Origin of the sequence: Arthrobacter sp. NPDC093125, from assembly GCF_044754225.1 — a bacterium.
In the GTDB taxonomy this organism is placed as follows: Bacteria; Actinomycetota; Actinomycetes; order Actinomycetales; family Micrococcaceae; genus Arthrobacter.
This window is the reverse complement of the sequence record NZ_JBIVOQ010000002.1, coordinates 218,947-231,308: the sequence shown is the minus strand read 5'-3', so window position 1 is coordinate 231,308 and position 12,362 is coordinate 218,947. Positions and strand designations below refer to the sequence as shown.

The window sequence follows — 12,362 nt, the reverse complement described above, 5'->3', positions numbered from 1 at the left end:
GGACTGGTGGTTTAGAGACAGGTTGAGGACTGGGCACGCGAGTATTCCCCCATATTTGGTGTGGCTCCGCCATCGTCGGGCACGAACGAGTCCTGGACTGGAGCCGTTGGGGCGATTTTAGGCGCGCCATCCTTATTACTTGCCACCGGACATCATCATTACGTCCACCGGTTTGGATTCGAGGACCCGGCTTGAACGGGCTACAGGGGAAGGGCGACGGGTCCAAGGGGCTGCGTCTGAAGCCGCCCAGCGAACCACCACCGCCGCTGAAAACAAGTCGGGAATGGTAGCGGCTTCCTAACGCAGCCGACCGGACGCTCATAACTTACCGGAGTCCGTTCGCGGACCGCGTGGCAAAGGAACTAAGATGACTTTATTTTTCACCATCGTTGTTAGGATCCCGGGCATGGACGCAAACCTCTGGAAGCTGCTTGTGGACAAAGTCATTCGCAAAACAGAATCTCAGGATCTTTTGTGGTCCGAAACTCATCAAGGACCATCAAAAACTCTAAGCTTTGGGACATCAATCGACGGCAGCACCACGCTCAACATTTGGGGCTACGAAACTAACTATTCCTACGAGCTGTGTCTTACTAAGCAAACCGCGGGTGGGCCCTTCGAGGAGCGGAGAAGAGTCACAACCAAGAAAAGCGCGGAAGGTATTGATTTCAGCGGCTTGTTCAAGGCCGTCCAGAGGCAGGTATTGGATATTACCCGTGAGCGGGCCTTCGGCGCGGTTCTGGAGGCCTTGGCCAATCCTCCCTTAGCTGACTCTGAAGAGGAAGCTGCAATTTACGAGCGTTTGGAGGCTATGGGCGACAGGGGCTATTTCCTGTACTCCCAGGATGAGAAGGTGCTCGCCCTAGTGAGGGACTTGACTGTCGCGGGTTCCCTACCCTGGCAATTTGTTGGTGAAGTTGATGGCGAGGAGGGGCAGTGTTTTTCAGCCGAAGTTGCCAAGCTGGGACCCTACTTGGAATTTCGAGTTATCAGAACGCCAAACAAGCCTGCGGCCAAGACCCGGTACATTTTCGAGGTATCGAACGAGGGATCGTTCTGGGTGCGGGTACATATCGACCCTAACAAGCAAGTGACTCATCAGTTGTGGGCGCTTGCGGACGAGATACATTCGGTTGTTTCAAAAGATGTTCGAAACGATGAAGCCGAGTTCGAGAAGATTGTCAGAGACAATATCGTGCATGACATTCTGGCTTCCTTAGATGACCCTAGCAAGTAGCTGCTGCTAAGGCCGCTATCGAACGGCCGAAGCTGTGCAGACACGTTGTGGTTCGACAGAGCAGGCCCTGCTTGAACGCGGGCAAGAGTCCGGAGGCCTTGTGCCGGGACTGGCCGAGAAACTGCCCGAGCTCCTGGCCTTATTCGAATAAACAGGAGACCCCCGCTAGACGTGAGATGGCCGGCGGGGGTCTTGGATGTGATAAAAATTCATTGGATTTGCGCACCAAGACGTCTAGCCCGTTAGGGATAAAAATGAAAAAGCACTCAGCGTGGGTAGCAATGGCCTTACTTTTCCTTACCGCTTGCGCTGGTGCTCCGGATGCAGGAAGCTCGGCCCCCACGACCACCGCTGAATCCCCTAGCCCTTCACCTGTGGAAGCGCGTTTGGTTGAGGTTCGCGGGATGAAATTGGATGCCGCGATGGAGGAGATCAGGGCGATACCGGGCTTCACGGGGAAGATTCAGTTGCACGTCAACCCGGAGGCGGGCAACCCGAACGATGATCCTTCGAAGTGGACGGTGATTGATAGTTCCCCTTGGGGGGAGATGGTCATCCCGGAGAATGTTGATGTTGAACTTACCGTCGCGCTGGACGGTGCTCCGGCTGAGAAGGCACCAGCCTTCGATACGATGACAGATGTGGTGCGGGCGGTTGAGGCAGCCGGTGTTGTCTGTGAGGACGACATGCCCGACAGTGAGGCTGCGTACCCTGACACGGCTCGTATCTGCACAAATGAGCTAGTTTTCGGCCACTGGGATCTAGACACAGAGAAGTCAAAGTTGTTGTTCGGAGTGCAAAAGGAGTCCTACGCATCCGACAAGCTCCCGGGCAGTGCTTCGCTGGTTGGTCCGAATTGGACCGTCCATGGTGACGCTGCAACCGTCGAGAAGATTCGCAAGGTTTTAGGCGGGACTATCCTATAGGTACTGGGTTTTCTTGCCTGTTCTCTAAACTGCGTGAGCCTGCCCATACTCCATGTCAGTCTCGCCCTATAACCTGCGTGGCATGGTGAAACTAGATGCAGGGGCGGTTGCGCGGCTGCTGACCGGGCAGCGCAGGCGGCGCGGATATATTAGGGGCATGCCCACCTTCACCCTCACCGGCGTCAAGTACGAGTACCTGACACCGGCACTCGAGGGCGAACCTGACGAAGTGCACTCCTGGGAGTATGGGCACTGGCCGCGTGTTGAGGCCGCGGTTCCGCTCCAGGGTGGCGGTACGGTCAACTTGTACGCGGAAGCTATGCGGTGGGGTCTCGGGCAGATCCTCACGCGCTGGCGGGACGATGAAGGCCACATGCACTCCGCCTGGCTCCCAAAAGACAACGTTCGCCGCCTGACGGCGTCAGAGTGGGACATTATCGAGTACCACCTATGCCCGCCCGAGCTACGCCCGATCCGCTGGGGCAAACGGCTCCCCGGCTTCCTGCCCGAGTAGGGAAGTGGTGACCCGCTCTGCCCCCATACGCGGAGCGGGCCACCTACCGCGGGATACTACGGCAGGGACGTGAACGAATGGCAACCTAATCCGGTTGTGTCAGTGAGTACGTCGGCGTAGCGTCATAAACGGCAGCCCTTCGTATGTCCCCCCAGAGTGCGGAGGGTTGCTTTATCTCGCGCCTGGGGCTAGAAACGGTGGCCCGCCCCGCTGGGGTCTTAGGACCGGGCCACCTACCGCCGCCGCAGAAAGGCGTGCGTCGTTGCGGCCGGCGGATGCTCAGAGCCTAGAGACTGAGAATCAAGAAACGATCAACATGACGTTGCTGCTCGTCACAAGAAGAATCCCCGCCGGCCATAGTGGCTGACGGGGTTCTTTGGTTCTGGCCGCTCCTGTTCGAGCAGTGTGCCGGTGCTACTTAACAGCGCCTTTGAAGATCGCAGGCTTATCCGAAAAGTTGGGGGCCATGATCTCGACACGCACGTCCTTGTGCGCGGCGGCGGGAATGCCGTAACCGACCTTGATCGTCTGAGTTTCGCCAGGCAGGATCGTCGAGAAGAACGATGCGCCAATCTTGCTTTCGTGGTCGCTGGCAATCTCGGCAGCAGTTCCGTCAGCACCGTAAGTGACCTTGGGTGAGCTCATGAGAGCCGCGTTGAGATCCTCCTTGCTGCCGTTTTTCACCGTCACGTCGAAGGTTACAATCTTGCCCTCGACGGCATTGTTAGCGTACTGACCCGCCGGGACCACGGCCGGCTTCACCTTTACCGAGACACCGTCGGGGAAGGTGATGGTATCGGCGAAGGTGCCGGAGGACTTAGGCGCTGCAGGGGCAGCTGCCTCGGAGGTGGTGGGAGCTGCGCTTTCGGCGGCGGGAGTGACGGTGTTGGCAGACGATCCGCAAGCGGTAAGCGTTCCCAGAGACAGCACAGCGGCGGCAGCAAGCGCCACGCGAGCGGATTTAAACATGGTGTTCCCAATCATTCAAGATTCAAGCAATAACAAGTGTCAGAGTAGCTTGCGTAGAGGGCGTAGCAAATTCAGCGCTGATAATGCTTATATTGTGACGTACTTAGCGGTTCTGACTGCTGCGGCCTCCCCGTTGCGGGCGGGCGGCCCAGGCCTGATCTAGGCTAATGACGCGGAGCCCTTCGGGGTGTAGCTGCTGGCGTGAACCGTCCTCGAACGTGACCCACACGCCGTACTTGGTGACTCGCCATACCTTGCCCACGGGCCCGTCAGTCTCACCGTGCATCCCGACGAACTTCACGCGCTTACCGGCAAACTTTGCTTTGAGTTGTTCGAGATCCACTGCTGTTCCTAACGGTTGGTTGGTGCCTGGCTTACTGAAACGGACTCCCAGAGGGAGAGGTATTTCTAGGTGAGTAACCCCTTCCCCAAAAAAGCCCGCCGCCCCCGTCTCCGCTCTGCGACATTCGCCCACAACGAGTAGACCCGGCCCGGCTTGGGACGTGTCTGGCTGTGGCCTGGCGAACGGTAGCTAAGCGTCTGCCCCGGCTAGCGGTATAGCCGGTTAGGTGGAGATATAGACCGCGCCGCCCTTGGTACGTGGGGACGGCAGGAACACGCGAGCGAGTGGCTCGGAAACGGGCACGCGAAACAGGGCGCGTGACTGCATCCCAGCACCCCGCTAAGGGTGGGGAGGATTTCAGAGCCTTGCTTTTGCCTGTTGGAGCAGCGTTATGAAGGCGTCGATATGTTTGGCGTCGATCACGAGGCAGTCAACGCCTCCGCGGTACGCCAGTGTTACGGCTTCACGGTCGGGATGAATGGAAGCGTGGATAGTGTCAGCGCCGAACTGGGTCTCGACGGTTCCGGAGAGGTTTACCCAGTCGCTCATGACAGGCCCATCAGGGAAGTGATGGCCTCGACGGCGTAAGGGGGGATGACGACCAGGGAGAAGATCAGCAGGAAGTGAAAGATGAATCGGACTGTTTCCTGCATGCCCGTCGAATCGATAAGCTTGTGCATGTAATCGCTCCTCTAAAGCGGTTGCCACGCCCCGGGGGATTGCCGTCCTGCCGGGGCTTTTTCATGGCCGAAGCCATGTAAGCAACGTATATGGCATCTTTTCCCCCACGGAGATTTATGTGGCCCGGAATGGCGAATCTGAGCTGACGTCCCTCACCCTCACAGACCAGCAGGTGCGGGATCTCGTGGAGCGCATGCTGAAGAGTTCCGGCAGGCGCTTGGACATGTCATCGCCTTTTGTTGACGCGGCCCTCCCGGACGGTTCACGGCTCCACGTCGTCATACCCGACGTCACGAGGCGGCACTGGGCCATCAACATCCGCAAGTTCGTGGTCAAGGCGAGCCGCTTGGAGCACTTGGTTGAGCTGGGCACACTAACGCCACAGTCCGCACGGTTCCTCGGCGCGGCCGTGGCCAGCGGACTCAACATCCTGGTCTCAGGTGCCACGCAGGCTGGGAAGACCACCATGCTGAACTGCCTGGCTGCCAGCATCGGTAGCCGCGAGCGGGTCATCACGGTCGAGGAGATTTTTGAGCTTCAGTTCCCACTGCGCGACGTGGTGGGACTTCAGTGCCGGCAGCCCAACCTCGAAGGTGAAGGAGAGATCCCGCTACGCAGGCTGGTCAAGGAGGCGCTCCGCATGCGCCCGGACCGTCTGGTGGTGGGAGAAGTGCGGGAAGCGGAGAGCCTCGACATGCTTATTGCGCTCAATTCAGGCCTGCCTGGGATGTGCACGGTCCATGCAAACTCAGCCCGTGACGCCGTAACGAAAATCTGTACCTTGCCGCTGCTCGCGGGCGATAACATATCGAGCGCCTTCGTTGTCCCGACCGTGGCCTCGTGCATCGACCTCGTGGTCCACTGCAGCCGCCAGATCAGTGGCCGCAGACAGGTCACCGAAATCCTGTCCCTGGGCAAACGCGTGGAGAATGGCATCATCGAGTCTTCCATGGTCTTCACCATGGTCGACGGCCAGCTGCAGCCCAAACCCAGTTCGATGCCGGCGGCTGAAAAGTTCGCCGCAGCAGGTTTCGACGTGGCAGCTCTGCTGGAGGCACAGTGACCGCCCCGTTGCTGGGGGTGCTGGCGGGTGCAGGACTCTTCCTCATTTGGTGGTCCACCTGGGTGCAGCCGGAAACAGTCAGGCGTGCGCCCAGAACCAGCCGCATGCAGGATCTGCTGCTTGCCGCCGGGATCGAGCGGGTAACCGGCGCTGGTCTCATCGGCAGCTGCCTGGGACTCGGGCTGTTCGTGACCCTGGTCTTCTTCGCCGCTAGCAAGTCATGGCCAATCTCCCTGTGCTTCGGGCTGTTCGGAGCATGGCTGCCGGTCGTTGCGGTGAGGTGGCGGGCGCGGCGGCGGACTGCCATGCTCCGCCGGCTCTGGCCGGACGCAATCGACCATCTCAGATCCGCCATCAGGGCCGGCCTTTCGCTGCCTGAGGCACTTATCCAGCTTGGCGAGAAGGGACCGGAGGAGCTGCGCACCGTATTCCGTGACTTCGGCTCGGACTACCGCGCAGGAGGCCAGTTTGACGCCTCGCTGAACCAGCTCAAGCAGCGGCTTGCGGATCCGGTCGCCGACCGTATTATCGAGGCACTGAGACTGACAAGGGAAGTGGGCGGCTCTGACCTTGGCAAGCTGCTGGGAACCCTGGCCGAATTCCTCCGCGAAAGTGCCAGAACCCGGAGCGAGCTGGAAGCCCGGCAGTCCTGGACGGTCAACGCTGCCCGCCTTGCCGTTGCAGCCCCATGGATCGTCATCGTGCTTTTGGCGAGCAGGCCTGAAGCCGTGGCGGCCTACAACACGCCAATGGGGGCCGCAGTCCTGCTCGGAGGCCTGGTCGTCTCCCTGGTCTGCTACTCCATCATGCTGCGGATCGGGGCCCTTCCCGATGAGGAGCGGGTCCTTCGATGACGACGATACCTGCGGCTGCCATCGTGTGCGGCCTGCTCTTGGGCGCGGGACTCTGGCTCCTTCTCGTCCGCCTTCCGTTCATGCGCCCCATCAGCTTCGTTGAACGGATCGAGCCGCAGCTCAAGGCGCAAAACCTGGAGTCCAGGCTGCTGCGGGCCGTGGATCACAACCTCACTCCTTTCGGCCCTCTGGAGCGTATCGTCCGCCCTTTGATCAGAGACGGGATGGCGAAGCTCGGCCGGCTCAACTTGGGCTCCTCTGCTCTGGCCCGCCGATTGGCGCAGGCCGGTATCAGCAAGTCACCCGTGCACTTCCGCGCCGAACAACTGCTCTGGGCAGCCGGCGGCTCTACGATGGCCGTGGCGTTGATTGCCCTGGGTGCCCTGACCGGAAGGTTTAGCCCCGTACTGGCTCTCGTGGTAACGGCTGGAAGCGCAGTAGGCGGGTTTCTCTTCCGCGATTACTGGCTCGGACAGGAGATTAGGAAAAGGGAATCCAGGATGATGGCCGAGTTCCCCAGCCTCGCGGAGTTAATGGCCTTGGCAGTGGGCGCCGGTGAGAGTGCCACAGGTGCCCTGGACAGGGTCTGCAGGAGTGCCCGCGGCGAGCTCTCTAAGGAGTTCGGGAAGGTGCTCGCCGAAACGCGTGCCGGAAAACCCCTCGTGGAAGCCTTGCAGGAGTTCTCCTCCCGCACGGACCTCGGACCGCTCATCCGGTTCGTTGACGGCATCATCGTCGCGGTGGAGAGGGGAACTCCGCTGGCGGATGTATTGCGGGCCCAGGCACAGGACGTGAGGGACACGGCAAAACGCGACCTCATGGAATCAGCCGGAAAGAAAGAGATCGCGATGATGGTGCCGCTCGTTTTTGGGGTGCTGCCGCTGACCGTCGTCTTTGCCGTATTCCCCGGCCTGGCCGCACTGAGCCTGAATATGTAGATCGCCTTGAGCCGCTCCGCCGAACAGAACCAGCTCACTCACCAAGCAATCGCCAACTCAACGAACAAGCAATCGCCAACACAAAGAAACGGGAAGTCGATGACAATCATGGTCAGGCAGGGAATTGCACTCATGGCAGCACTGGCCGGCCGCCTCGGGGCGACAGCCGCCTTTATCCGGCTGTTCCACAGCGCCGGACATGCCAAAGCTGATCATGCAGAAAGGGGAGACGTGCCGGGCTGGGTGATGATTACTCTCATGTCCGCGGTGCTCGTCGCCGCACTGCTCGCACTTGCCGGACCTGCGCTTGAAGCCATGTTCAATCAGGCTATGGACACGGTCGGAAAGTAGGCAATGATCCCGGTCGCCGCGGACGGCCCGGAGCGGGAGCGCGGCTCTGCGGTTGTTGATTTTGTGCTCGTGGGCGCGCTGCTGACCATGTTCTTCTTGGCCATCATCCAGCTTGCGCTCGTGTTGCACGTCCGGAACACACTGATCGACGCCGCCGCTTCAGGTGCGCGTTACGGGACACTGGCCGACCGCAGCGCAGCGGACGCGCGGCAGCGCACGGGAGAACTTATCGGCACCGCCCTCAACGGGAGCTTCGCCCAGGACATCGAGACACGCGAAGTCACTTTTCAAGGGCTCCTGACCCTCGAAGTGACGGTCAGGGCACCGATGCCGGTGGTGGGATTGATTGGCCCGCGGGACCTACTGGAAGTGAAAGGGCATGCCGCAATCTACAACTGAACTCTCCGGCTGGGCCGACCTTGTCGGGCAACGATTAGTGAAGCGTCTCCGCGAAGCATGGGGTACCGCCGACGCATGCAATACTGCACGCGCATCCAGGGCCCATGATTCGGGGCAGCGGGGGAGCGCGGTGGTCGAGTTCACCTTCCTGGGGCTGCTCCTCATGGTGCCCGTGGTCTACTTCGTCATCACCGTCGGCCAGATACAGGGCGGTTCATTTGCAGTGGTGGGTGCAGCGGACCAGGCCGCCAAGGTCTTTGTTGCCCAGCCCGATGAGGCTTCGGGGCGGTCCGCAGCCGAGCAGGCCGCGGTTCTGGCGATCGCCGATTACGGGCACCCTGCCGATCACGCCCGCGTGGAAATCAGCTGCGACCGCGGGAACTGCATGGCCGCAGGGTCCGCAGTCACCATAACGGTGCATCTGAGCGTGCCGTTGCCCTTCGTCCCTTTCAGCGACGCATTTCGGCTGAATGCGAGCCATCTCAGCGGCACGGCTACCCAGATCGTCGGCAGGTTCCGTTGAAAACCTTTGCGCTGCAAGACCTGCCGCCGAAACACTCACGAAACTGCGCCGGTGGAACCGAAGACGGACAGATGACCGTCCTCATTATCGGCTTCGTCATGCTGGCGCTAATGGTGGCCACCGTGATGATGGGCGCCTCCACCCTGTACATAGAGCACAAGAAACTGCTATCACTGGCTGATGGCGCCTCCGTGGCTGCGGCGGGAAGCTACACCCTGGGCCAGGTGGAAACCGCCGGCGGGACCCCATCCGCTGTTCTGAGCGGGGACCGCATCCGGAATGTCGCCAGCGATTACCTTGCCAGGAACGGCGCGTTTGACCGCATTGACGCCTTGACCGTCGCGCCGGCAACAGGCACACCCGACGGTTCAACCGCCGTCGTGGTTCTGAGTGCCGCGGTCCACCCTCCCGTGGTGAACTTCCTCGTGCCGGACGGCATCCGCATAGAGGCGGCCTCAACGGCGCGCTCCAGGCTGACGCGGTAAACGATGGCTGACGCGGTGAACGATGCTGACACAGTGAACCAGGGCTGGGCGATTGGGACCGCAGCAGGCCTTCCTGCGGTCCAAGGTCCGGCCGGAGGAGGCGAATAGCGTAGGCTTAAACAACCATGGCTCAAATAGATTTTTCTGCAGAGATCCGCGCGCTGCGCGCCACCTACACCTCCATCGAGAACGTCTCGAACGTCGAGGAGCTGAAGGAAGATATCGCAGAACTGAGCGAGCGCGCGGGAGAACCGAACCTGTGGGACGATCCAGCGGCCGCGCAGGTCATCACGTCCCGCCTCTCGCACCGCCAGTCCGAACTTGAGCGGCTCAACAAGCTGGCTTCCCGGATTGACGACCTTGAGGTGCTGGTCGAACTCGGCCAGGACGAGGGTGACGCCGATTCCATGGGCGAAGCTGCTGCAGAGCTCGAATCGATCCGCAAAGCTCTGGAAGAGCTGGAAGTCGTCACGCTGCTCTCCGGCGAATATGACGAGCGCGAAGCTGTGGTGACCATCCGTGCGGGCGCAGGCGGCGTGGACGCAGCCGACTTCGCCGAAATGCTCCTGCGGATGTACCTGCGCTGGGCCGAGCGCCACGGCTACCCCACCACCGTCATGGACACGTCCTACGCCGAGGAGGCCGGACTCAAATCCGCCACCTTCGAAGTCAAGGCGCCCTACGCTTTCGGCACGCTGAGCGTCGAGGCCGGCACGCACCGCCTTGTCCGCATCAGTCCCTTCGACAACCAGGGCCGCCGGCAGACGTCCTTCGCCGCCGTGGAGGTCATTCCGCTCATTGAGCAGACCGATACCATCGACATCCCTGACAACGAGATCCGCGTCGACGTCTTCCGGTCCTCTGGTCCTGGCGGACAGTCCGTGAATACAACGGACTCCGCCGTCCGGCTGACCCACATCCCTACCGGCACCGTCGTGTCCATGCAGAACGAAAAGTCGCAGCTGCAGAACCGCGCTGCCGCAATGCGCGTGCTGCAGTCCCGCCTGCTGCTGCTCAAGAAGGAGCAGGAGGACGCCGAAAAGAAGGCGCTCGCCGGTGATGTCAAGGCGTCCTGGGGCGACCAGATGCGCTCCTACGTCCTGAACCCCTACCAAATGGTGAAGGACCTGCGGACCGAACACGAGGTCGGGAACACTTCAGCTGTGTTCGACGGTGCCATCGACGATTTCATCGAGGCCGGCATCCGGTGGCGCACCGACAACCGCAACGCCGAGAAGTAGGCAATTCTCTTCGGCGACACGCCCTTCCGACTCACCCGGGAGCGCCTTTCCCCATAGGTATAGTCGAGAAGCCGGAGCTCTACTTCCCCCAAGCGAAAGCCCCCGCCCCGGTTGCAGGCCTGGCCCACACGGTCCCTACTGCAGGGTTCCTAGGATCATGATCCGTTTCGAAAATGTCACTAAGGTCTACGACCAGACGACCCGGCCCGCGCTGGACTCTGTCACCCTTGAAATAGACCGTGGTGAATTCGCCTTCCTCGTGGGCGCATCAGGATCCGGCAAGTCCACATTCCTGCGCCTGGTGCTTAAGGAGGACCGCGCGACGTCCGGATCGGTCTACGTCGCCGGACAGAACGTCGCCAACATTTCGAGCTGGCGCGTGCCGAGGCTGCGCCGGGGCATCGGCGTCGTGTTCCAGGACTTCCGGCTGCTGCCGCAAAAGAACGTCTTCGCGAACGTGGCCTTCGCGATGCAGGTCATCGGAAAGAGCCGCAGCGTCATCCGGGACACCGTTCCCGAGGTGCTCAAGACGGTCGGCCTGGAAGGCAAGGAGAAGCGGATGCCGCACGAGCTCTCCGGCGGTGAACAGCAGCGAGTGGCCATTGCCCGCGCCGTGGTCAACCGTCCCGGCATCCTGCTGGCGGACGAACCCACCGGAAACCTTGACCCCACCACCTCCATGGGCATCATGGGCGTCCTGGACAAGATCAACCAGAACGGCACCACGGTGGTTATGGCCACTCACGACGACGACATCGTCAACGAAATGCGCAAGCGCGTCGTGGAACTGAAGAACGGAAGGGTCATCCGCGACGAAGCCCGCGCCCTGTACACGTCCATGATCCCGGTCGTCGGCCAGTCCCGCAGGCTGCGGGACGCCAGCGGGCGCGACGACACCACCGGCGCAGGGGAGGGCCGGCTGTGAGGCTCCAGTTCATCCTCGGTGAAATCGGCAGCGGGCTCCGGCGGAACCTGTCCATGGTGGTCTCGGTCATTCTGGTCACCTTCGTCTCCCTCACTTTCGTCGGCGCGGCCGGAATGCTCCAGCTGCAGATCAACCAGATGAAGGGCTACTGGTACGACAAGGTCCAGGTGGCCATCTTCCTCTGCGGTGAAGGCTCGACGGCGGCCGGTTGCGCTTCGGGGTCAGCGACGCCTGAGCAGCAGGACAATTTGCGGACGCTCCTGGAATCACCGGCCGTGTCCCAGTACATCAACGACTTCCAGTTCGAATCCAAGGAAGACGCCTACAAGCACTTCAAGGAGCAGTTCTCAAACTCTCCGATCGTGGATTCCGTGACGCCGGACCAGCTGCCGGCGTCCTTCCGGATCAACATGAAGGACCCGGAAAAGTACCAGATCATCAGTGAGACCTTCTCCTCCCAGCCGGGGGTGGAAACGGTGATCGACCAGCGCCAGGTGCTGGAGCGTCTGTTTTCCGTCATGAACGCAGCATCGCTCGTTGCGGTGATCATCGCCGGCGTCATGACTATTTGTGCCATCCTGCTCATTGCAACAACCATCAGGCTCTCGGCCTTCAGCCGCCGGCGCGAGACGGGCATTATGCGGCTCGTGGGCGCCTCGAAGACGGTGATTCAGCTGCCGTTCATTCTCGAGGGCGTGATTGCCGCGGTTATCGGCGCAGCCCTGGCTTCAGGAACTCTCTGGGCGGTTGCCCACTTCTTCCTGGGGGAGTATATGTCCAACCAATACCCGGACACAGCCTTCATTTCCCCCGCCCAAACACTGCTGCTGGCGCCGGCCCTCGTCGGACTCGGCGTGGTCCTGGCAGGCACTTCTTCTCTGCTGACTCTCCGCCGATACTTGAGGGTGTAAGC

The 12,362-nt window shown here is 61.1% G+C and carries 16 protein-coding genes and 1 pseudogene; 13 read left to right on the top strand and 4 right to left on the bottom strand.

Annotated elements, in window-relative coordinates; genetic code table 11:
* Positions 1 to 406 precede the first annotated feature (406 nt).
* From ACIP9X_RS05585 to ACIP9X_RS05575, 3 genes are all read left to right on the top strand, one after another.
* Complete coding sequence (locus ACIP9X_RS05585) at positions 407 to 1,237, top strand: hypothetical protein (RefSeq protein WP_400478736.1); 831 nt, start codon at positions 407 to 409, stop codon at positions 1,235 to 1,237.
* Between the two features lie 404 nt (positions 1,238 to 1,641).
* Complete coding sequence (locus ACIP9X_RS05580) at positions 1,642 to 2,163, top strand: hypothetical protein (RefSeq protein ID WP_400478735.1); 522 nt, start codon at positions 1,642 to 1,644, stop codon at positions 2,161 to 2,163.
* 82 nt (positions 2,164 to 2,245) lie between these two features.
* Positions 2,246 to 2,677, top strand: a complete 432-nt coding sequence (locus tag ACIP9X_RS05575; protein ID WP_400478734.1) for a hypothetical protein — start codon at positions 2,246 to 2,248, stop codon at positions 2,675 to 2,677.
* Positions 2,678 to 3,091: 414 nt separating this feature from the next.
* On the opposite strand, the gene ACIP9X_RS05570 is transcribed toward ACIP9X_RS05575, so the two are convergent.
* From ACIP9X_RS05570 to ACIP9X_RS05555, 4 genes are all read right to left on the bottom strand, one after another.
* Positions 3,092 to 3,661: a DUF4352 domain-containing protein gene (locus ACIP9X_RS05570; RefSeq protein ID WP_400478733.1), complete on the bottom strand. Its 570-nt coding sequence runs from the start codon at positions 3,659 to 3,661 to the stop codon at positions 3,092 to 3,094.
* 88 nt (positions 3,662 to 3,749) lie between these two features.
* A complete protein-coding gene (locus tag ACIP9X_RS05565) occupies positions 3,750 to 3,989 on the bottom strand; it encodes a hypothetical protein (protein WP_400478732.1) in 240 nt (79 codons plus the stop codon).
* 357 nt (positions 3,990 to 4,346) lie between these two features.
* On the bottom strand, positions 4,347 to 4,538 hold the full coding sequence (locus ACIP9X_RS05560) for a hypothetical protein (RefSeq protein ID WP_400478731.1): 192 nt from the start codon (positions 4,536 to 4,538) through the stop codon (positions 4,347 to 4,349).
* A complete protein-coding gene (locus tag ACIP9X_RS05555) occupies positions 4,535 to 4,669 on the bottom strand; it encodes a hypothetical protein (RefSeq protein WP_400478730.1) in 135 nt (44 codons plus the stop codon). Before ACIP9X_RS05555 ends, ACIP9X_RS05560 begins: the two co-directional genes overlap by 4 nt.
* A 101-nt stretch (positions 4,670 to 4,770) precedes the next feature.
* Between ACIP9X_RS05555 and ACIP9X_RS05550 the strand changes: the two are divergent.
* From ACIP9X_RS05550 to ftsX, 10 genes and pseudogenes are all read left to right on the top strand, one after another.
* Positions 4,771 to 5,733 (top strand): annotated as a pseudogene (locus ACIP9X_RS05550) (CpaF family protein); the annotation flags it as partial.
* Positions 5,730 to 6,587: a type II secretion system F family protein gene (locus ACIP9X_RS05545; RefSeq protein ID WP_400478729.1), complete on the top strand. Its 858-nt coding sequence runs from the start codon at positions 5,730 to 5,732 to the stop codon at positions 6,585 to 6,587. The pseudogene ACIP9X_RS05550 and the gene ACIP9X_RS05545, both read left to right, overlap by 4 nt.
* Positions 6,584 to 7,525: a type II secretion system F family protein gene (locus ACIP9X_RS05540; protein WP_400478728.1), complete on the top strand. Its 942-nt coding sequence runs from the start codon at positions 6,584 to 6,586 to the stop codon at positions 7,523 to 7,525. The genes ACIP9X_RS05545 and ACIP9X_RS05540 overlap by 4 nt, the downstream gene beginning before the upstream one ends.
* 108 nt (positions 7,526 to 7,633) lie before the next feature.
* Positions 7,634 to 7,876 carry a hypothetical protein gene (locus ACIP9X_RS05535; RefSeq protein ID WP_400479046.1) on the top strand — a complete coding sequence of 81 codons (243 nt, stop codon included), beginning with the start codon at positions 7,634 to 7,636 and terminating at the stop codon, positions 7,874 to 7,876.
* A gap of 3 nt (positions 7,877 to 7,879) precedes the next feature.
* Positions 7,880 to 8,275 carry a TadE family protein gene (locus ACIP9X_RS05530; protein WP_400478727.1) on the top strand — a complete coding sequence of 132 codons (396 nt, stop codon included), beginning with the start codon at positions 7,880 to 7,882 and terminating at the stop codon, positions 8,273 to 8,275.
* Entirely contained in the window at positions 8,256 to 8,798 is a 543-nt protein-coding gene (locus ACIP9X_RS05525; RefSeq protein WP_400478726.1) for a hypothetical protein, read from the top strand. The genes ACIP9X_RS05530 and ACIP9X_RS05525 overlap by 20 nt, the downstream gene beginning before the upstream one ends.
* Before the next feature lie 71 nt (positions 8,799 to 8,869).
* Positions 8,870 to 9,283: a pilus assembly protein TadG-related protein gene (locus ACIP9X_RS05520; protein ID WP_400478725.1), complete on the top strand. Its 414-nt coding sequence runs from the start codon at positions 8,870 to 8,872 to the stop codon at positions 9,281 to 9,283.
* 125 nt (positions 9,284 to 9,408) lie between these two features.
* A complete protein-coding gene (gene prfB, locus ACIP9X_RS05515; RefSeq protein ID WP_400478724.1) occupies positions 9,409 to 10,524 on the top strand; it encodes a peptide chain release factor 2 in 1,116 nt (371 codons plus the stop codon).
* Positions 10,525 to 10,681: 157 nt separating this feature from the next.
* A complete protein-coding gene (gene ftsE, locus ACIP9X_RS05510) occupies positions 10,682 to 11,449 on the top strand; it encodes a cell division ATP-binding protein FtsE (protein WP_400478723.1) in 768 nt (255 codons plus the stop codon).
* On the top strand, positions 11,446 to 12,360 hold the full coding sequence (gene ftsX / locus ACIP9X_RS05505; protein ID WP_400478722.1) for a permease-like cell division protein FtsX: 915 nt from the start codon (positions 11,446 to 11,448) through the stop codon (positions 12,358 to 12,360). Before ftsE ends, ftsX begins: the two co-directional genes overlap by 4 nt.
* Positions 12,361 to 12,362: the final 2 nt, after the last annotated feature.